Genomic DNA, 18,992 nt, shown 5'->3' with positions numbered 1-18,992 from the left:
CTATGAACGGTGCGGCTTATTTGATGTAGGTAGCGCTGACGTAGGGGCTGTAGTCCGGCAGAACCGCCTCTACCTTGCCTTGCTCCTTGAGGAATTTCGCGGTTTCGCTGATCGCCTTGGCCGTGCCGCCTTCCAGCAGTTGGGCAGAGGCCTGAGCACTGGCATCAGGGAACGCAGAGCCGGCGAGCAGCTCAGGCACATCGCTGGCGTTGGAGCCGGTCAGCTTGGCAATCTTCTGCACGGGCGCGGAATCGGCAGTCCAGCTGTCCTTGTGCGCGGCATAGTTGGCGTAGGCATCCAGCGTGACATGGGCAAACTTGGCGATCACGTCCGGATGCTTCTCGGCGTAATCCTTGCGCGCTACCCACACTTCAAAGGTGGGCGCGCCCCACTGGCCTACTTGCGCGGCATCGGTGAGCACCGTGCCGGTCTTGCGAATTTCACCCAACGCCGGCGACCACACGAACGCGCCGTCGATGTCCCCGCGCTTCCACGCAGCGGCAATCTCGAGCGGCTGCAGGTTGACCACCTTCACTTTGGTGGTATCCAGGCCCCAATGCTTGAGTGCCCCCAACAGGCTGTAGTGAGACGTCGAGACGAAGGGGGTGGCGATGGTTTTGCCCACCAGATCTTCCGGCTTGGAAATACCGCTGCCGTTGCGCACTACAAGCTGTTCGGACGAGTTGATTTGCGCGGACACGATAAACGCCACGATCGGCAGTTTGCGCGATGCGGCTGCAGCGAGTGGGCTGGAGCCCAGGTTGCCGATCTGTACGTCTCCGGAGGCCAGCGCTGTGACCACTTCCGGGCCGCTGTTGAAACGGCGCCAGTCGATTTTTTCACCGATAGCCTTTTCATAGGCGCCGTCAGCCTGAGGCACTTTGCTCGGGTCGATACCGGTCTGGTACCCCACGGTCAGGTTCGCGGCCTGCGCAGACAGCGCAACAGCGGTGAGGGCAATAGCGGTGAACAGTGCGCGAGGAGCGAAGGGGCGTGCCATAAGGAGTGCCTTAGGTGAGAGAGCGAATGGCACCTAGATTATCGTTATAAAAAATTGCGTATAAATACTATTTGGGCATTAGCTTATGGCGGTTCGTTACGCTTTTTCCAACCGGCCAAGGACACATTTGAGCTACACCTTAAGGGGCGATATCGGCAGGTAAGCAAGCGGCAGGCATAACGCTGACGGTTATAACCACAGCATTATTCATTCTTTTTTAATTCCCGTCCGGCCATGCACCATGGCCTCAATACATCCCAAGGAGCTGACAACATGGGCCTCAAGCTTGGCGACATCGCCCCTGACTTCGAACAGGAATCCAGCATTGGCCGCATTCATTTCCATGAATGGTTAGGCAACAGTTGGGGCGTGCTCTTTTCCCATCCCGCAGACTTCACCCCGGTGTGCACGACCGAACTGGGCTTTACCGCCAAGCTCAAGGATGAGTTCGACAAGCGTAGCGTGAAGGCCATAGCCCTGTCCGTGGACCCAGTGGACTCCCACATCAAGTGGATCGAGGACATCAACGAAACCCAGAACACCACGGTCAACTTCCCGATCCTGGCCGACGCCGATCGCAAGGTTTCGGACCTCTATGACCTGATCCACCCCAATGCCAATGACACCCTCACGGTGCGCTCGCTGTTCGTGATCGACCCGAACAAGAAAGTGCGCCTGACGATTACTTACCCGGCGAGCACCGGCCGTAACTTTAATGAAATCCTTCGGGTGATAGATTCGTTACAACTCACCGACAGCCACAAGGTGGCGACCCCCGCCAACTGGCAGGACGGGGATGAGGTAGTGATCGTGCCGTCGCTCAAGGACGAAGCCGAAATCGCCCAGCGCTTTCCCAAGGGCTACGGCGCCGTGAAACCCTACCTGCGCCTCACGCCGCAACCCAACCGCTGAACCGAATGCCTAAGCAGGGCTTTGGGGGGCCATCGACTTGGCCCCCCTTTTTTATGCAAGCTGCCGCACCCCCCATATGCGACGCTATAGCTACCACCCGTTTCTGCAATATCTATTAGCAATGTTGCCCCCATCAACGCCCTGCATTTAGCGACGGTGACGCACCCGACTGGTAGGGTGTGCCCGAAACGGGTAAGGATCTTTCACCCGGTAGGAAGCGGGCGAAAGCTCGCGAAGAAAAATCCGCCCTGGGTATCGTGCAATGAGCGAGATCATTGAATCCCTTCGCGGTGACCTGGCCGCGCTAGAGAAAGCAGGTGCTATCGATAAAGTCACAATGCGGGACTTCGATACGAGCTATCCGGCGCCTGTGCGTGCTTTCACGGCAGCTGATATCAAACATCTGCGTGAATCGCTTCTGTTCAGCCAGCCTGTGTTTGCTCACCATCTACACACCACTGCGTCCACAGTGCGTAAATGGGAGCAAGGGGAAACCTGCCCAAGCGGGCCTGCGCTGAAGCTGCTCAATATTATTGCTAGCAAGGGGCTGCAAGTGCTGCTCTAAACGCTTAATGCAGAGTTAGAACCCAGGGCCCTGTTTGCCCTTCCTTAAACAAACTGCCTGAATAACCAGTACAGCCCAGCCGACAGCGCAATAGCCGCCGGCAGGGTAAGCACCCACGCCATGAGCAGGTTGCGCACGGTGCGCATCTGCAGGCCCGAGCCATTGGCGGCCATGGTGCCTGCTACTCCGGAAGACAGCACATGTGTGGTGGAGACGGGCAACCCGTACATGTCCGCCGCGGCAATAGTGAGCATGGCCACCGTCTCTGCGCTGGCGCCCTGGGCGTAGGTGAGGTGGGTCTTGCCGATGCGCTCGCCTACCGTCACCACAATGCGCTTCCAGCCCACCAGTGTGCCCATGCCGAGCGCCAGCGCCACGGCAACCTTGACCCACGGCGGTATGAAGCGCGTGGCCTCGCCGATGTAATCCTGGAAGGCCTTGAGCTTGTCGCGGGTGTCGGCGTCAAAGGTGCCGATCTTTTCTTTTTCCATCACCCGAATCGCTTCGGACGCCAGGTACATGTCGTTGCGCACGTTGGAGCTGGCGCGGGCGGGTACGCGGTCCAGCGAGCCGTACGACCTCACTTGGTCGCCGATACTGCCCACCACTGCCGCCAGCGCCGGCACCAGCCCGGCGCTTGGCTTGTGGTCGATCAGGAAGGCTTCCAGATGCTGGCGTGGGTCTTGGGTCAACGGTTGCGGCTCCGCCTTTACCAGTGCTTGTTGGGTCACCTGGGCCAGCGCCGCGAACCGTTGCGTTTGTTGCTCGGGAATCGCCCGGTTCAGGGCGTAGGCCATGGGCAGGGTACCGATCAGGATCAACATGATCAGCCCCATGCCCTTTTGCCCATCGTTCGAGCCATGGGCGAAGGACACGCCCGTGCAGGTAAGTATGAGCAAGCTGCGAATCCAGAACGGCGGCGGCGCGCTGCCTTCGGGGGCCTGGTAGAGCGCACGGTTCTTCACGAAGTGGCGCAAGCCAAGCATCAGCAACCCTGCACACGCGAAGCCGATCAGCGGGGACAGCAGCAAGGCATAACCCACCTTGGCGGCTTGGCCCCAATCCACGCCTGATACGCCATCGCGGCCATTCATCAACGCATTGGCCACGCCCACCCCGATGATGGAGCCGATCAGCGTATGCGAGGAGGAAGCGGGCAAGCCGAGCGCCCAGGTGCCCAGGTTCCAGAGGATTGCAGCCAGTAACAGGGCGAAGATCATCGCAAAGCCGGCCGACGACCCTACCTGAAGGATCAGGTCCACCGGCAGCAGTGCAATGATGCCGAAGGCCACCGCGCCGCTGGAGGCGAGCACGCCCAGAAAGTTGAAGCAGCCCGACCACATCACAGCCACATGAGCCGGCAGCGAGTGGGTGTAGATCACCGTTGCCACAGCATTTGCCGTGTCATGGAAACCGTTCACGAACTCGAACCCCAACGCAATGATCAGAGCCACGCCCAGCAGTATGTAGGGCGTCCATGTGGTACTCGATGCATTGCTCGTGTCGAGATCCTGGCTGAGGCTCCAGAACATGTAGCAAAGCCCGGCGATTAATACTGCGTAGAGAATGGCCTTGCTCAAGGGAGAGGCGCGGCGATCGAGAACCGGCCCGGTTCTGACAGCTCCCGCGTTCAGGGGAGGGGTGGTCATGGGGCAGCTCCGAGTGAGGGGGACCTGACCCATGATCCGCTTTAAATATGACAGAAAGTTTCCAAGTGTTTCAGTGCAGTTGAAAGCCGATGGCCGGCAATGCCGTTTAGGCATAAGCAAATGAATAAATATGATTTATGGATATAAACCATCCGCTGTACTCTCGCTTTACGTTTACACAGCGACCCTAAGGAAGCCCGAATGCTAGTTGTCTCAATCGGAGGAAGCCCCAGCGTACGCTCTCGCTCCAACGTGATACTCGAACGCGCCCGGCACCTGCTACAGCAACGCGGTGTGGAAGTAGTGAGCTACCAGGTACGTGAATTTCCTGCCGAAGATTTGTTGCACGCCCGCTTCGATAGCCCTCAGGTGGTGGACTTTCAACAGAAAGTAGAACAGGCGGACGGCCTGATCGTTGCTACCCCTGTGTATAAAGCGTCGTTCAGCGGCGCGCTGAAAACCTTGCTGGACCTGCTGCCCGAACGCGCGCTCAGCCATAAGGTGGTTTTGCCAATCGCCACAGGGGGCAGCATCGCCCACATGCTCGCGGTCGATTACGCGCTCAAGCCCGTGCTCGCGGCCCTCAAGGCCCAGGAAATGCTGCAAGGGATATTCGCCGAAGACAGCCAGATCACCTATGCACAGGGATCGGCCCCGGCGGGCCTCGCGCAGGCACTGGAGCAACGGCTTGAAGCCGCACTGGAAGATTTCCATCAAGCCCTGGTGCGGCGGCCTCGCCCGCTGGCACCCGGGCAACTCAGCCGCAGCCTGATCGAGGCGCGCTGGAGCATCTGAACACCTTACGTACTTACTGACCCGACCACGGGAAGCAGGTACCGGTACCCCCGACATTTCTCAAGGAGAGCGCCATGCGCCCGTTTACCTTGCGTCGAGGCCTGGTCGCCCTGTTTGCCGCGACCCTTGCCTTTGGCGCCCTCAGCCAGGCCCAGGCCGACACCCTGCGCATCGGCTATCAGAAGTACGGCACCCTGGTGCTGCTCAAAGCCAAGGGCACCCTTGAACAGCGCCTGGCCGACCAAGGCATTACTGTTCAATGGACCGAGTTCCCTGGCGGCCCGCAACTGCTGGAAGGGCTGAACGTTGGCTCGATCGACTTCGGCGTCACCGGTGAAACCCCGCCTGTGTTCGCCCAGGCGGCAGGTGCCGATCTGCTGTACGTGGCCCATGAGCCTCCAGCGCCAACCAGCGAAGCGATTCTGGTACCCAAGGATTCGCCGGTTACCAGCGTGAAGGACCTCAAGGGTAAGAAAGTAGTGCTGAACAAGGGCTCCAACGTTCATTACCTGCTGGTGCGGGCCCTGGAAGACGCCGGCCTGAAGTACAGCGACATCCAGACCATATTCCTGCCGCCAGCCGATGCCCGCGCGGCATTCGAGCGTGGCAGCGTGGATGCCTGGGTGATCTGGGACCCCTACCAGGCCGCCGCGGAACAGCAGCTCAACGCCCGTACGCTGCGTGACGGCACCGGCCTGGTGGACAACAACCAGTTTTACCTGGCTACCCGGCCGTATGCACAAGCGCACCCGGATGTAGTTGCGGCCCTTGTGGATGAAGTGCGCAAGACCGGTGAATGGTCGCGCGCCAACCCTGACGAAGTGACGCAGCAGGTAGCGCCGTTGCTGGGCCTGCCCGCGCCGATCGTATTGACCTCGGTGAAACGCCAGGGCTTCGGCGCAGCGTACATCTCGCCTGAAGTGATAAATGCCCAGCAGAAGATCGCCGACGCCTTTTACCAGCTGAAGTTGATTCCCAAGCCGTTGAGCATCAAGGACGTCATCTGGACGCCGCCGGCAGGCATCGCAAGCAAATAATCTTGCGCCGGCCGCGCCGGCGCTCACTCTGGAGACAACTCCCATGAGCCTGAACATTTTCTGGTTTCTACCTACGCATGGCGACGGCCACTACCTGGGCACGTCGGATGGCGCCCGCGCGGTTGACCATGGCTATCTGCAGCAGATTGCCCAGGCAGCGGACCGCCTGGGCTTTGGCGGGGTGCTTATCCCTACCGGCCGCTCCTGCGAAGACTCCTGGCTGGTCGCGGCATCGCTGATCCCGGTGACTCAACGCTTGAAGTTCCTGGTGGCGTTGCGCCCGGGGATTATCTCGCCAACCGTAGCGGCGCGTCAGGCGGCTACGCTGGACCGCCTGTCCAACGGGCGTGCCCTGTTTAACCTGGTCACCGGGGGCGACCCGGATGAGCTCGCCGGCGATGGCCTGTTCCTCACCCATGAAGAGCGTTACGAAGCCTCGGTGGAATTCACCCGCATCTGGCGCCGCGTGCTGGAAGGGGAGACGGTGGATTACGACGGCAAGCACCTGAAGGTCAAAGGCGCGAAGCTGCTGTACCCGCCTATCCAGCAACCGCGACCGCCGCTGTACTTCGGTGGCTCGTCGGACGCCGCGCAGGACCTCGCCGCCGAGCAGGTCGAGCTGTACCTCACCTGGGGCGAGCCGCCTGCCGCAGTGGCCGAGAAGATTGCCCAAGTGCGCGAGAAAGCCGCCGCCCAGGGCCGCACCGTACGCTTCGGTATCCGCCTGCATGTAATCGTTCGGGAAACCAACGAAGAGGCCTGGCGCGCGGCTGACCGGCTGATCGCTCAGCTGGACGACGAGACGATTGCCAAGGCGCAATCCGCATTCGCGCGCTTCGACTCGGTTGGCCAGCAACGCATGGCAGCCTTGCACGGCGGGCGCCGCGATCAACTCGAAGTCAGCCCCAACCTCTGGGCGGGCGTAGGGCTGGTTCGTGGTGGTGCGGGTACCGCTTTGGTGGGCGACGGGCCAACCGTTGCAGCGCGTGTGAAGGAATACGGCGACCTGGGCATCGACACCTTCATTTTCTCCGGCTACCCCCACCTGGAAGAGTCGTACCGCGTGGCGGAGCTGCTGTTCCCACATCTGGATTTAGAGCGGCCCCAAGCCGCAGGCGGCACGGGGTACATCAGCCCGTTCGGGGAAATGGTCGCCAATGACATCCTTCCCAAAGCCGCAGCGCAGAGCTGAGGGGGCGAGATGAGCATTTCGCGTAGAACCGCCGACCGGCTGGCGCCATGGGCCTTGCCCGTGCTGCTGCTCGCCGTCTGGCAACTGGCAGTGAGCGCGGGCTGGCTTTCCACCCGCATTCTTCCCGCGCCCAGCGCCGTACTGGAGGCGGGTGTACAACTGGTGCGCTCTGGCGAAATCTGGACCCACCTGGCAATCAGTAGCTGGCGCGCAGCGGTGGGCTTTGCCATCGGCGGCAGCATCGGCCTGGCGCTAGGCTTTATCACGGGGCTGTCGCGGTGGGGCGAACGGTTACTCGACAGCTCGGTACAGATGATTCGCAACGTTCCGCACCTGGCGCTGATTCCGCTGGTGATCCTATGGTTCGGCATCGACGAGTCGGCCAAGATTTTCCTGGTGGCGCTGGGCACGCTGTTCCCGGTCTACCTCAACACCTACCACGGCATTCGCAACGTAGACCCGGCTTTGCTGGAAATGTCGCGCAGCTATGGGCTGTCGGGGTTCGGGCTGTTCTGGCAGGTGATCCTTCCCGGCGCGCTCCCCTCGATCCTGGTGGGTGTTCGCTTCGCGCTCGGCTTCATGTGGCTGACGCTCATCGTCGCCGAGACGATCTCTGCCAGCTCCGGCATCGGTTACCTGGCAATGAATGCCCGCGAGTTTCTGCAAACCGACGTGGTGGTGCTGGCCATCGTGCTGTACGCCGTGCTGGGCAAGCTGGCAGACCTCGCCGCGCGTGGCCTGGAGCGGGTGTGGTTGCGTTGGCACCCTGCCTATCAAACCGCGAAGGAGGGCCGCGCATGAGCGTCTTGAACGAAACGCCGCATTTCCTCCGGGGCATCAGCCTGGATGTGAACAGCCTGACCAAGACCTTTGGCGAACGGCAGGTGTTGCAGGGCATTGATTTGCATATTCCCGCAGGCCAGTTCGTCGCCGTGGTGGGCCGCAGCGGGTGCGGCAAAAGCACCTTGCTGCGCCTGCTGGCCGGGTTGGACAAGCCGAGCAGTGGCCGGCTCGGCAGTGGCGAAGACACGCTGGCAACCGTACGCGAGAACACCCGGTTGATGTTCCAGGAACCGCGCCTGTTGCCGTGGAAAACCGTGATCGAAAACGTAGGCTTGGGCCTCAAGGGTGACTGGAAGCCCAAGGCGCTCGAGGCGCTGGAGGCCGTGGGGCTCGCCGAGCGGGCCAAGGAATGGCCGGCCGCGCTCTCCGGTGGGCAAAAGCAACGCGTGGCCCTGGCGCGGGCGTTGATCCATGAGCCTCGCCTCTTGTTGCTGGACGAACCACTCGGCGCGCTCGATGCGCTGACCCGTATCGAAATGCAGCAGCTGCTCGAGCGGCTCTGGGCCCGGCACCGCTTTACCGTGCTGCTGGTGACTCACGACGTGGCGGAAGCTGTCGCGGTAGCGGACCGAGTGATTCTCATTGAAGAAGGCCGTATCGGCCTGGATGTGGCTGTAGACCTGCCACGTCCGCGGCAGCGCGGCTCTCATGCCTTGGCAGAGATAGAAACGCGCATTCTGGACCGGGTGCTCTCGTTGCCCGGGCAGGATATCCAGGAACCCCCATCCCCCCTGCCCACGCAACTGCGTTGGGCTTATTGACGCCATCCGAGGAAATCACCATGACCATCAAAGCCATCAACGTTCGCAACCAGTTCAAAGGCACTGTGAAGGAAATCATCGAAGGCCCCGTACTGTCGGAAATCGATGTGCAAACCGCCTCCGGGATCGTGACCTCGGTCATTACCACGCGCTCGGTCAAGGAACTCGAACTGGGCGTGGGCAGCGAGGTCATTGCCTTCGTGAAGTCCACTGAAGTCTCCATCGCCAAACTCTAACCCTGACATTTCCTACGAAGGTTAAGGAATCGGCTGGCTTACACCCTCTGGGGGGCGCTCTACAGTAGCGCTTTTCCCCAGCGGGCAGCCCTCCTATGACCCTTTCGCTCAGCAAGCAACAAAGCGTGTCTCTCGACAAGGCCAGTGGTGGCCCCCTTGCCCGAGTTACCCTCGGGTTGGGCTGGGACCCTATCCGAACCGGCTTCCTCGGCAAATTCATGCGCGCCGGCGAGATCGACCTGGACGCGTCCTGCATCGTTTTCGATAACGCGCTCAATCGGCTCGACCTTGTCTGGTTCCGTCAACTGGCGTCGAAAGACGGTGCCATCGTCCATTCGGGCGATAACCGCACCGGCCAGGGCGATGGCGATGACGAAACCCTGGAAATCGACCTCCTGCGGCTCCTCCCCGAAGCAGCGAAGCTGGTATTCACGGTCAACAGCTTTACCGGGCAAACCTTCGAAAGCGTGCAGAACGCCTATTGCCGCATCCTGGACGCAAGCACGGGAATGGAACTGGCCCGTTTCGATCTTTCTGAAAAAGGCCGGCATACCGGTATCGTGATGGCGTGTCTCAGCCGTGAGGCTGGTGGTTGGGCATTCAAGGCATTGGGCGCGACCACTGACGGGCGCACGGCCGAGGATCTGGCAAGCGCTGCGGCCAAGGCGCTCCGTAGCTGACGGGCCCCCCATTTGGCGCGGGGAGTCGGTTTATACGGCAGGCGCGCGCTTCGCCATGTAAGGCGGCAGATAAAGGCCCAGGTAGGCGTCGAACACTCGCATGCCTTCCTCGGCCAGGCGGGGTGTAATCTCCCCGTGTAACTGCACCGACCGCGCATACACCCGATCCCCCAGCTCCATGGCCAGTGTGAACACGTCCACGTCGTCGGGCAGCTGCGGTAACACGAAGTGGCGGGCGAATACGTCCCGCATCAGCGCTCCCAGCTCGATGTCATGGCGCCGGTCTGCTTGGGTCACTTCGCTCAGGCCATGCTGCGCCAGAATCAACTGCCGTGCCGCGGCGTCCTCGTTGTACAGGCTGAGCATGCGCTGCTCGACCAGCCGCGATAGGTCGTGCCAGTTGTACAAGGCTGATGAGTCGATGGGGGCTTCGAGGCATGCGCGAAACGCCGCGTGAATATCGGCGGTAAGCCCCTCGAGCAAAGAAGGAACGCTTGGGAAGAAGTGATATACCGAAGAGGGTGGAATCTGCGCCAGCTCTGCTACGGCATACACCGACAGCCCGGCTACCCCATCCCGAACCAGCAACGTACGGGCAGCCGCCAGGATCGAGTCGATCCTCGCCTGGCTGCCTGGGCGGGGTTTGCGGCTGGTGACAGTACGAGGCATGAAACGGGCTCCCTGAAGGCAGCCCGCATTCTAGCCTGAACCTTGCTGCCCTACACCGTGTGCAAGTACCAGTTGTACTCGAGGTCCGAGATGGAGTGCTCGAATTCCGCCAGTTCGCTTTCCTTGCAGGCCACGAAGATGTCGATGTACTTCGGGTCGATGTACTTCGCCATGATTTCGCTGTCGTCCAGCGCCCGTAATGCGTCCCGCAGGTTGTTCGGCAAGCTGGGCTCGGTCTGCTCGTAGGCGTTGCCTTCCAGCGGCGCACCCGGGTCGCACTTGCTGGTCAAGCCATGGTGGATACCCGCCAATACGGCCGCCATCAGCAGATACGGGTTGGCGTCCGCACCCGCGACGCGGTGCTCGATGCGTACGGAATCCGGCGCGCCGGTTGGCACACGCAGCGCCACGGTACGGTTGTCCAGGCCCCAGGTAGGCGAGTTCGGTACATAGAACTGCGCGCCAAAGCGGCGGTAGGAGTTCACGTTCGGGCACAGGAAGGCCATGGAGGCCGGCAGGGTCTCGAGCACACCGCCGATTGCGTTACGCAATGCGGCGTTCTGCTCGGGATCCTCGCTGGTGAAGATATTCTTGCCGTCCCTGTCCAGGATCGAGATATGCACGTGCAGGCCATTGCCTGCCTGCCCTGGGTAGGGCTTGGCCATGAAGGTGGTGTCCATTTCATGGTCGTAGGCAATGTTCTTGATCAGCCGCTTGAGCAGTACCGCGTAGTCGCAGGCCTTAAGCGGGTCGGCAACGTGGTGAAGGTTCACCTCGAACTGTGCCGGCGCGCTTTCCTTCACGATGGCGTCGGCAGGAATGTGCTGCTCCTTGGCGCCTTCGAGAATGTCCTGCAGGCAATCGACGTATTCGTCCAGATCGTCGATCAGGTAAACCTGGGTCGATTGAGGGCGTTTACCGGAGATAGGCGAGCGGGGCGGCTGAGGCCGGCCATTCACGTTTTCCTGGTCGATCAGATAAAACTCGAGTTCGAACGCGGCGCAGATGGTCAGCCCCAGGTCGTCGAACTTCTGTACTACCTGGCGCAACACCTCGCGAGGGTCCGCGAAGAAGGGTTCGCCTTCAAGCTCATGCATGGTCATCAGCAGCTGCGCGGTTGGGCGCTTCTGCCATGGCTCATTGCTGAGGGTATTGGGAATGGGATAGCAGATCCGATCCGCATCGCCGATATCCAGGCCCAGGCCGGTGCTTTCCACCGTGGAACCGTTGATATCCAGTGCAAACAACGATGCCGGGAGGTTGATGCCTTTTTCGTACACTTTGTGCAGGCTGGTGCGCTCGATGCGCTTGCCACGCACTACACCATTCATATCTGCAATCAGAAGGTCGACGTACAGAACCTCAGGATGATCCTTAAGGAATGCGTTCGCTTCATTAAGCTGAACGGCACGCGGGGGTACCGACATGATGCAACACCTTTGTTGTTAAAAATTTCAATCATTGGCTTACAAGCGTCTCAGTCAATCCGAAAGCCAACACGAAGTCAAGCTGACCCATTTTTGCACTAAATGAGTGCGATTTGGGTGTTTTCGCACTGTCAGGGGGCGTTTTCCGCTGAGTTTTCCGTCATGTTCTGAATCTCCTTTTTCGCCGTGCTGAATTTTTTACGGAGTGTTGTATAAAAAATTGAACGGCGCTAAGCTCGGTTGCATCCCATAACAGCAACAATAACGGGGAATATCATGGCACGCCTGCTATGTACTGGCGCGAATGCCTGGCTCGCACGGGCGTTTCACGCCTTGCGTCAACTGGCATCGACTGGCCAGAACTGCACCGAACATGCTGCAAAGGCCTTGCCGACCCGGCCGGCTGAAGCTCGGATGTCTAGCGCTCGCGGCTGGGCGGACAACGCAGGGCACGTAACACCCTATCATTACAAAGCCTCTGGCTCGACTGGAGCGCTCCACGAACTTTCACAGGTTCGTATTACCATACTGCCAGAAGTCGCTTCGACGTACCTGCCCGGCTTGCCGCCTGGCCGTTCTCGAGGGCGCGCGTCCGTTGTTGCCCGGTATTGGGCCACAGGCGAGTCGCCTGGCCCGAGGCAACACCGCGTGGCACGTTCAAGCAGCATGCTCCACCATACTCTGACGCGTACACGTCAAAAACCCCCGGCTCCGCCGAGCCTGGGCCTTGCCTCCTGAGGTATTTATGAGTACCAACCTCGACCAGCTCACCGATTGGTTGAAAAAGCACAAGATCACCGAAGTTGAATGCCTGATCAGCGACCTGACCGGCATCACCCGCGGCAAGATCTCGCCTACGAACAAGTTTATCGCCGAAAAGGGCATGCGCCTGCCTGAAAGCGTATTGCTGCAGACCGTAACGGGCGACTACGTAGAAGACGACATCTATTACGAGCTGCTCGACCCTGCAGACATCGACATGCTCTGCCGGCCGGACGAGAACGCCGTTTTCCTTGTACCTTGGGCGATCGAGCCTACCGCCCAGGTGATTCACGATACCTACGACAAGCAAGGCAACCCGATCGAGCTGTCGCCCCGTAACGTGCTCAAGAAGGTGCTCAAGCTCTATGCCGACCGCGGCTGGCAGCCGATCGTGGCGCCGGAAATGGAGTTCTACCTGACCAAGCGTTGCGACGACCCGGACTTCCCGCTGCAGCCACCGATTGGCCGCTCTGGCCGTCCGGAGACAGGCCGGCAGTCGTTTTCCATCGAAGCCGCGAATGAGTTCGACCCGCTGTTCGAAGACGTGTACGACTGGTGCGAACTGCAGAACCTGGACCTCGACACGCTGATTCACGAGGACGGCACGGCGCAGATGGAAATCAACTTCCGTCATGGCAGCGCCCTGGCTCTGGCAGACCAGATCGTGGTGTTCAAGCGCACCATGCGCGAGGCGGCGCTCAAGCACAACGTGGCTGCCACCTTCATGGCCAAGCCGATGACTGGCGAGCCCGGCAGCGCCATGCACTTGCACCAGAGCGTGGTGAGCGTGGACACCGGCCGCAGCATCTTCTCCAACGAAGACGGTTCCATGAGCCAGCTGTTCCTGCACCATGTGGGCGGCTTGCAGAAGTACATCCCGGAGCTGCTGCCGTTGTTCGCCCCGAACGTGAACTCGTTCCGCCGCTTCCTGCCGGATACCTCTGCGCCTGTAAACGTGGAGTGGGGCGAGGAAAACCGCACCGTAGGGTTGCGCGTGCCGGATGCTACCCCGCAAAACCGCCGCGTGGAAAACCGTTTGCCGGGCGCGGATGCCAACCCCTACCTGGCCATCGCTGCCAGCTTGCTGTGTGGCTACATCGGCATGGTCGAGGGCATTCCTCCCAGCGCCCCGGTCCACGGTCGCGGTTACGAGCGGCGCAACCTGCGCCTGCCGCTGACCATCGAGGACGCGTTGGAGCGCATGGAAACCTGCAAGACCATCGAGAAATACCTGGGTCGCAAGTTTGTGACCGGGTATGTGGCGGTGAAGCGGGCGGAACACGAAAACTTCAAGCGCGTGATCAGTTCGTGGGAACGGGAGTTCCTGCTGTTCGCGGTCTGATCGTTACCGGCCTGGCCTTGAGGGCCTGCCGGCTCAGGAGATGAAAATGAGCAATAACAATCCACAAACCCTGCAGTGGCAATCCCTCAGTGGCGACCATCACCTGGCGCCTTTCAGCGACTACAAGCAGCTGAAGGAAAAAGGCCCGCGCATCATTACCAAGGCGCAGGGCGTGCACCTGTGGGACAGCGAGGGGCACAAGATCCTCGACGGCATGGCCGGCCTGTGGTGCGTGGCGGTGGGTTATGGCCGCGAGGAGCTGGTGGAGGCCGCCGCTGCCCAGATGCGCGAGCTGCCTTATTACAATCTGTTCTTCCAGACCGCTCACCCGCCTGCGCTGGAGCTGGCGCGCGCGATTGTGGAGGTGGCGCCCGAAGGCATGAGCCATGTGTTCTTCACAGGTTCCGGCTCGGAAGGGAACGACACCGTATTGCGGCTGGTTCGTCATTACTGGGCACTGCAGGGCAAGCCAGGCAAGAAAACCATCATCAGCCGTATCAACGGCTACCACGGCTCTACCGTGGCTGGCGCCAGCCTGGGCGGCATGTCCGGGATGCACGAGCAGGGCGACCTGCCGATCCCCGGCATTGTGCACATTGCGCAACCGTACTGGTTCGGTGAAGGCGGGGACATGAGCCCCGAAGAGTTCGGGGTGTGGGCCGCGAACCAGCTCGAAGAAAAGATTCTCGAGCTGGGCGAAGACCAGGTAGGCGCCTTTATCGCCGAGCCTATCCAAGGGGCGGGCGGTGTGATCATTCCGCCAGAAACCTACTGGCCGCGCATCAAGGAAATCCTCGCCAAATACGACATTCTGTTCGTGGCCGATGAGGTGATCTGTGGTTTCGGTCGCACGGGTGAGTGGTTCGGTAGCGACTACTACGACCTCAAGCCAGACCTGATGACCATCGCCAAGGGCCTTACCTCCGGGTACGTACCCATGGGTGGCGTGATCGTTCGGGACCGGGTGGCGCGGGTGATCAGCGAGGGCGGCGATTTCAACCACGGCTTTACCTATTCCGGGCACCCCGTTGCCGCTGCGGTTGGCCTGGCCAACCTGCGCCTGCTGCGTGAAGAAAAAATCATCGAAACGGTGAAGAGCGAAACGGCACCATATTTGCAGAAACGCCTGCGGGAGCTCGAAGACCACCCACTGGTGGGCGAGGTCCGAGGGTTAGGCATGCTGGGCGCGATCGAGCTGGTGAAAGACAAGGCAACCCGGGCGCGGCATGAAGGGCGTGGGGCCGGGATGATCTGCCGGCAGTTCTGCTTCGATAACGGCCTGATCATGCGAGCGGTGGGTGACACCATGATCATCGCTCCGCCTTTGGTGATCAGCCGCGATGAAATCGATGAACTGGTGACCAAGGCGCGCTTGTGCCTGGACCTGACCCTTAATGCGCTGAATGGCTAAATGCTAGTCTGTGCAGCGGCGCGCTTGTATCGAGCGCGCTCACAGGCAAGCCTGCGTTCCGGTTTACCGCCTCGCTGGTGAGGCACCGGCGCCCTTAAGGTGGTTTTTCAAAAAAATTTGGAGCATTACGCATGAAGAAATTTGGCAAGACGCTGCTCGCCATGTCGATGATGGGGGCCGTGGTCGGGGCAGTTCACGCTGATGACAAGGTTCTGCACGTGTACAACTGGTCCGACTACATCGCACCAGACACCGTGAAGAAGTTTGAAGACGAGTCGGGCATCAAGGTCGTGTATGACGTGTTCGACAGCAACGAGACCCTGGAAGCCAAGCTGCTTGCAGGCAAGTCCGGCTACGACATCGTAGTGCCGTCCAACAACTTCCTGGCCAAGCAGATCAAGGCAGGCGTGTACCAGGAACTGGACAAGTCCAAATTGCCAAACTGGAAAAACCTGGACGAGTCGCTGCTCAAGGCCGTTGGTGATGCCAGCGACCAGGGCAACAAGCATGCGTTCCCGTACATGTGGGGCACCATCGGTATCGGTTACAACCCCGAGAAAGTGAAGGCCGCGCTGGGTGTGGACAAGATCGACTCGTGGGACGTCCTGCTCAAGCCCGAGAACATCGCCAAGCTGAAATCCTGCGGCGTAAGCTTCCTGGATTCGCCAACCGAAATGCTGCCGGTAGCGCTGCATTACCTGGGCCTGCCAACCAACAGCCAGAAGAAAGAAGACCTCAAGCAGGCTGAAGAACTGTTCCTCAAGGTTCGCCCAAGCATCACCTACTTCCACTCTTCCAAGTACATTTCCGACCTGGCCACGGGCAACATCTGCGTGGCGGTAGGCTACTCGGGTGACGTGCAGCAGGCCAAGTCCCGTGCCGAAGAAGCCGGTGGCAAGGTGAAGGTCAGCTACACCATTCCCAAAGAAGGTGCGGGTACCTTCTATGACATGGTCGCCATTCCGAAGGATGCCGAAAACGTGGACGGCGCCTACAAGTTCATGAACTTCCTGCTCAAGCCGGAAGTGATGGCGGAAATCACCAATGCCGTGCAATTCCCGAACGGCAACAAGGCGGCCACCGAGTTTGTTGACGATGCCATCAAGTCGGACCCGAACATCTATCCGTCGGACGAAGTGAAGGCCAAGTTCTATGCGATCTCTGACCTGCCGGCGGCCACTCAACGCGAGATGACCCGCAGCTGGACCAAGATCAAATCGGGCAAGTAACTCGCCCTGCCCGGGCACCTGTCTGGCCATAGATCTGGCAGGTGCCTGGGGTTTATCGACAGGCTTTTAACGAATTCATTTTGCCCGGCAGGTTTATCGAAGGTAAGTTGCGCCCCGGTTTTGTATCCCGGTCGGTTGATTGCCGTCTGAAAAAGATCACTTTCGAGAGGATTTCCACTTGGCTGACTCCCTGATTGGCAAGGCGCTGTTGCTCACCGCCGGGCTTGCACTCACGGCCGGCGCCCACGCGGCCGGCACGGTGAAGATCTACAACTGGTCCGACTACATTGGCGAGACCACGCTGGCCGACTTCGAGAAAGCGACTGGCATCAAGCCGTCGTATGACGTGTTCGATTCCAACGAGACGCTTGAAGGCAAGCTGCTGGCTGGCCATACCGGCTACGACGTGGTCGTGCCGTCGAACCACTTCCTCGGCAAGCAGATCAAGGCTGGCGTATTCCAGAAGCTGGATCGCAGCCAACTGCCGAACTGGAACCACTTGGACCCGGCCTTGATGAAGCGCCTGGAGGCTAACGATCCTGGTAACCAGTACGCCATTCCCTACTTGTGGGGCACCAATGGCATTGGCTACAACCCCCAGAAGGTGAAAGCCGCACTGGGTGTAGACACGATCGACTCCTGGGCCATGTTGTTCGAACCGGAGAACATGAAAAAGCTGCAGAAGTGCGGCGTGGCGTTCCTCGATTCGCCAGACGAGATGATGCCTGCGGTACTTCAATACCTCGGGCTGGACCCCAACAGCACCAACCCGGAAGACTACAAGAAGGCCGAAGCCAAGTTGCTGGCTGTGCGCCCTTATGTTCGCTACTTCCATTCTTCCAAGTACATCACCGACTTGTCCTCGGGGAACATCTGCGTGGCGGCTGGCTTCTCGGGTGATGTGTTCCAGGCGCGCAACCGCGCCAAGGAAGCGAAGAACGGCGTGAACGTCGCCTACGCTGTACCCAAGGAAGGCGGCAACCTCTGGTTCGACATGCTGGCTATTCCGGCCGATGCCAAGGACGTGAAAGAAGCCCATGCGTTCCTCAATTACCTGTTGGAGCCCAAAGTCATCGCCCAAGTGAGCGATTACGTCGGTTATGCCAACCCCAATCCCGAGGCCAAGACCGACATGGACGAGGCCGTGAGCGAAGACCCTGCGGTGTACCCGCCGCAGGACGTGCTCGACAAGGCGTATGTCAGCCACGAGCTGCCGCCTAACATTCAGCGCTTGATGACCCGCTCCTGGACCCGAATCAAGACGGGCAAGTAATTAACCTACGCCCGCCGGAGACGGCGGGCACGTGAAAAAAGTTGGGAGTTCGTTGATGGCCGTTGCCTCCAGTGCCTATAAGAAAGCCCTCGAAGGTGGCCAACACCCCAAGCAGGTGTTGGTCAAGATCGACCGGGTAACCAAAAAGTTCGACGAGACGATCGCTGTGGACGACGTGTCGCTGCAGATCCACAAGGGCGAAATCTTCGCCTTGCTGGGCGGATCGGGCTCGGGCAAGTCGACCCTGCTGCGTATGCTCGCGGGCTTCGAGCGGCCTACGGAAGGGCGGATTTTCCTCGACGGCGAGGACATCACCGACATGCCGCCCTACAAGCGGCCCATCAACATGATGTTCCAGTCCTATGCATTGTTCCCACACATGACCGTTGCGCAGAACATTGCCTTCGGCCTGAAGCAGGACAGGATGTCCAGCGCCGAGATCGACGCCCGGGTGGCCGAAATGCTCAAGTTGGTGCACATGACCCAGTACGCCCGGCGCAAACCGCATCAATTGTCCGGTGGCCAGCGCCAGCGGGTTGCACTGGCCCGTTCCCTGGCCAAGCGGCCCAAGCTGTTGTTGCTCGATGAGCCCATGGGTGCGCTGGACAAGAAGCTGCGTTCGGAAATGCAACTGGAACTGGTGGAAATCATCGAGCGCGTAGGCGTGACCTGCGTAATGGTGACCCACGACCAGGAAGAGGCCATGACCATGGCCCAGCGCATCGCGATCATGCACCTGGGCTGGATCGCTCAGATCGGCAGCCCTGTGGATATCTACGAAACCCCGACCAGCCGGTTGGTGTGCGAATTCATCGGCAACGTCAACCTGTTCGACGGTGAAGTCATCGAGGACATGGAAGGCTACGCACTGATCAGCTCGCCTGAGCTGGAGCGCACTATCTACGTGGGCCACGGTGTGAGTACGGCCGCGCAGGACAAGAGCGTGACCTACGCGATCCGCCCGGAAAAGCTCCTCGTTACGGTCGAGCAACCCTCCACCGAGCACAACTGGTCGCGCGGCAAGGTGCATGACATCGCCTACCTGGGCGGGCACTCGGTGTTCCACGTCCAGCTGCCCAGCGGCAAGATCGTGCAGTCGTTCGTGGCTAACGCGGAGCGTCGTGGCGCGCGGCCGACCTGGGACGACGAAGTGTTCGTGTGGTGGGAAGACGACAGCGGCGTGGTGCTCCGGTCATGAACAAGAAGCTC

Annotated in this window: 18 protein-coding genes; 14 read left to right on the top strand and 4 right to left on the bottom strand. The window is 60.4% G+C overall.

From position 1 onward, the window contains the following. Positions 1-16: 16 nt before the first annotated feature. Positions 17-1,000, bottom strand: a complete 984-nt coding sequence (tauA, locus tag G7016_RS10745; RefSeq protein ID WP_181113856.1) for a taurine ABC transporter substrate-binding protein — start codon at positions 998-1,000, stop codon at positions 17-19. 273 nt (positions 1,001-1,273) lie between these two features. Between tauA and G7016_RS10740 the strand changes: the two genes are divergently transcribed. Both G7016_RS10740 and G7016_RS10735 read left to right on the top strand, forming a co-directional pair. Continuing rightward, positions 1,274-1,912, top strand: coding sequence for a peroxiredoxin (locus G7016_RS10740; RefSeq protein ID WP_181113854.1), 639 nt, complete (start codon positions 1,274-1,276; stop codon positions 1,910-1,912). A gap of 262 nt (positions 1,913-2,174) precedes the next feature. Beyond that, positions 2,175-2,477, top strand: coding sequence for a helix-turn-helix domain-containing protein (locus tag G7016_RS10735; RefSeq protein WP_181113852.1), 303 nt, complete (start codon positions 2,175-2,177; stop codon positions 2,475-2,477). A gap of 44 nt (positions 2,478-2,521) precedes the next feature. On the opposite strand, the gene G7016_RS10730 is transcribed toward G7016_RS10735, so the two are convergent. Then, positions 2,522-4,126 (bottom strand): inorganic phosphate transporter, encoded by a 1,605-nt coding sequence (locus G7016_RS10730; RefSeq protein ID WP_181113849.1) that lies wholly within the window; start codon positions 4,124-4,126, stop codon positions 2,522-2,524. Between the two features lie 201 nt (positions 4,127-4,327). Between G7016_RS10730 and ssuE the strand changes: the two genes are divergently transcribed. From ssuE to G7016_RS10695, 7 genes are all read left to right on the top strand, one after another. Next, positions 4,328-4,921, top strand: a complete 594-nt coding sequence (gene ssuE, locus G7016_RS10725) for an NADPH-dependent FMN reductase (protein ID WP_181113846.1) — start codon at positions 4,328-4,330, stop codon at positions 4,919-4,921. Positions 4,922-4,995: 74 nt separating this feature from the next. After that, the gene (locus G7016_RS10720) at positions 4,996-5,958 is read left to right on the top strand and encodes a sulfonate ABC transporter substrate-binding protein (protein ID WP_181113844.1); all 963 of its coding nucleotides are present in this window, start codon (positions 4,996-4,998) and stop codon (positions 5,956-5,958) included. Between the two features lie 43 nt (positions 5,959-6,001). Then, positions 6,002-7,150, top strand: coding sequence for an FMNH2-dependent alkanesulfonate monooxygenase (gene ssuD, locus G7016_RS10715; RefSeq protein ID WP_181113841.1), 1,149 nt, complete (start codon positions 6,002-6,004; stop codon positions 7,148-7,150). Between the two features lie 9 nt (positions 7,151-7,159). Further along, positions 7,160-7,951, top strand: a complete 792-nt coding sequence (ssuC, locus tag G7016_RS10710; RefSeq protein WP_181113838.1) for an aliphatic sulfonate ABC transporter permease SsuC — start codon at positions 7,160-7,162, stop codon at positions 7,949-7,951. Next, positions 7,948-8,754 (top strand): aliphatic sulfonates ABC transporter ATP-binding protein, encoded by an 807-nt coding sequence (gene ssuB / locus G7016_RS10705; RefSeq protein ID WP_181113834.1) that lies wholly within the window; start codon positions 7,948-7,950, stop codon positions 8,752-8,754. The genes ssuC and ssuB overlap by 4 nt, the downstream gene beginning before the upstream one ends. Before the next feature lie 20 nt (positions 8,755-8,774). After that, the gene (locus G7016_RS10700) at positions 8,775-8,990 is read left to right on the top strand and encodes a TOBE domain-containing protein (RefSeq protein WP_168085268.1); all 216 of its coding nucleotides are present in this window, start codon (positions 8,775-8,777) and stop codon (positions 8,988-8,990) included. Positions 8,991-9,085: 95 nt separating this feature from the next. Next, a complete protein-coding gene (locus G7016_RS10695; protein WP_181113831.1) occupies positions 9,086-9,670 on the top strand; it encodes a TerD family protein in 585 nt (194 codons plus the stop codon). A gap of 30 nt (positions 9,671-9,700) precedes the next feature. On the opposite strand, the gene G7016_RS10690 is transcribed toward G7016_RS10695, so the two are convergent. Both G7016_RS10690 and G7016_RS10685 read right to left on the bottom strand, forming a co-directional pair. Beyond that, on the bottom strand, positions 9,701-10,339 hold the full coding sequence (locus tag G7016_RS10690; protein WP_181113828.1) for a TetR/AcrR family transcriptional regulator: 639 nt from the start codon (positions 10,337-10,339) through the stop codon (positions 9,701-9,703). 50 nt (positions 10,340-10,389) lie between these two features. Beyond that, positions 10,390-11,766 carry a glutamine synthetase family protein gene (locus G7016_RS10685; RefSeq protein WP_181113825.1) on the bottom strand — a complete coding sequence of 459 codons (1,377 nt, stop codon included), beginning with the start codon at positions 11,764-11,766 and terminating at the stop codon, positions 10,390-10,392. A gap of 745 nt (positions 11,767-12,511) precedes the next feature. On the opposite strand from G7016_RS10685, the gene G7016_RS10680 reads away from it, so the two are divergent. The 5 genes from G7016_RS10680 (at position 12,512) to potA (ending at position 18,981) form a co-directional block, all read left to right on the top strand. Next, positions 12,512-13,870 carry a glutamine synthetase family protein gene (locus G7016_RS10680; RefSeq protein ID WP_181113823.1) on the top strand — a complete coding sequence of 453 codons (1,359 nt, stop codon included), beginning with the start codon at positions 12,512-12,514 and terminating at the stop codon, positions 13,868-13,870. A gap of 46 nt (positions 13,871-13,916) precedes the next feature. Beyond that, positions 13,917-15,281, top strand: a complete 1,365-nt coding sequence (locus tag G7016_RS10675) for an aspartate aminotransferase family protein (RefSeq protein WP_181113821.1) — start codon at positions 13,917-13,919, stop codon at positions 15,279-15,281. Positions 15,282-15,412: 131 nt separating this feature from the next. Beyond that, positions 15,413-16,510, top strand: coding sequence for a polyamine ABC transporter substrate-binding protein (locus tag G7016_RS10670; RefSeq protein WP_181113819.1), 1,098 nt, complete (start codon positions 15,413-15,415; stop codon positions 16,508-16,510). A gap of 178 nt (positions 16,511-16,688) precedes the next feature. Further along, positions 16,689-17,783, top strand: coding sequence for a polyamine ABC transporter substrate-binding protein (locus G7016_RS10665; protein WP_181113817.1), 1,095 nt, complete (start codon positions 16,689-16,691; stop codon positions 17,781-17,783). Positions 17,784-17,838: 55 nt separating this feature from the next. Beyond that, positions 17,839-18,981: a polyamine ABC transporter ATP-binding protein gene (gene potA / locus G7016_RS10660; protein ID WP_181113815.1), complete on the top strand. Its 1,143-nt coding sequence runs from the start codon at positions 17,839-17,841 to the stop codon at positions 18,979-18,981. The last annotated feature ends 11 nt before the right edge of the window (positions 18,982-18,992 follow it).

This window comes from Pseudomonas japonica, assembly GCF_013522925.1.
Lineage (GTDB): Bacteria > Pseudomonadota > Gammaproteobacteria > Pseudomonadales > Pseudomonadaceae > Aquipseudomonas > Aquipseudomonas japonica_A.
Note: the sequence above shows the minus strand (reverse complement) of the source record. Positions and strands in the feature narration are given on the sequence as shown.

Coding starts and splice junctions, on each gene's coding strand:
- tauA (WP_181113856.1), bottom strand. CDS start 1,000: ATGGCACGCCCCTTCGCTCCTCGCGCACTGTTCACCGCTATTGCCCTC.
- G7016_RS10740 (WP_181113854.1), top strand. CDS start 1,274: ATGGGCCTCAAGCTTGGCGACATCGCCCCTGACTTCGAACAGGAATCC.
- G7016_RS10735 (WP_181113852.1), top strand. CDS start 2,175: ATGAGCGAGATCATTGAATCCCTTCGCGGTGACCTGGCCGCGCTAGAG.
- G7016_RS10730 (WP_181113849.1), bottom strand. CDS start 4,126: ATGACCACCCCTCCCCTGAACGCGGGAGCTGTCAGAACCGGGCCGGTT.
- ssuE (WP_181113846.1), top strand. CDS start 4,328: ATGCTAGTTGTCTCAATCGGAGGAAGCCCCAGCGTACGCTCTCGCTCC.
- G7016_RS10720 (WP_181113844.1), top strand. CDS start 4,996: ATGCGCCCGTTTACCTTGCGTCGAGGCCTGGTCGCCCTGTTTGCCGCG.
- ssuD (WP_181113841.1), top strand. CDS start 6,002: ATGAGCCTGAACATTTTCTGGTTTCTACCTACGCATGGCGACGGCCAC.
- ssuC (WP_181113838.1), top strand. CDS start 7,160: ATGAGCATTTCGCGTAGAACCGCCGACCGGCTGGCGCCATGGGCCTTG.
- ssuB (WP_181113834.1), top strand. CDS start 7,948: ATGAGCGTCTTGAACGAAACGCCGCATTTCCTCCGGGGCATCAGCCTG.
- G7016_RS10700 (WP_168085268.1), top strand. CDS start 8,775: ATGACCATCAAAGCCATCAACGTTCGCAACCAGTTCAAAGGCACTGTG.
- G7016_RS10695 (WP_181113831.1), top strand. CDS start 9,086: ATGACCCTTTCGCTCAGCAAGCAACAAAGCGTGTCTCTCGACAAGGCC.
- G7016_RS10690 (WP_181113828.1), bottom strand. CDS start 10,339: ATGCCTCGTACTGTCACCAGCCGCAAACCCCGCCCAGGCAGCCAGGCG.
- G7016_RS10685 (WP_181113825.1), bottom strand. CDS start 11,766: ATGTCGGTACCCCCGCGTGCCGTTCAGCTTAATGAAGCGAACGCATTC.
- G7016_RS10680 (WP_181113823.1), top strand. CDS start 12,512: ATGAGTACCAACCTCGACCAGCTCACCGATTGGTTGAAAAAGCACAAG.
- G7016_RS10675 (WP_181113821.1), top strand. CDS start 13,917: ATGAGCAATAACAATCCACAAACCCTGCAGTGGCAATCCCTCAGTGGC.
- G7016_RS10670 (WP_181113819.1), top strand. CDS start 15,413: ATGAAGAAATTTGGCAAGACGCTGCTCGCCATGTCGATGATGGGGGCC.
- potA (WP_181113815.1), top strand. CDS start 17,839: ATGGCCGTTGCCTCCAGTGCCTATAAGAAAGCCCTCGAAGGTGGCCAA.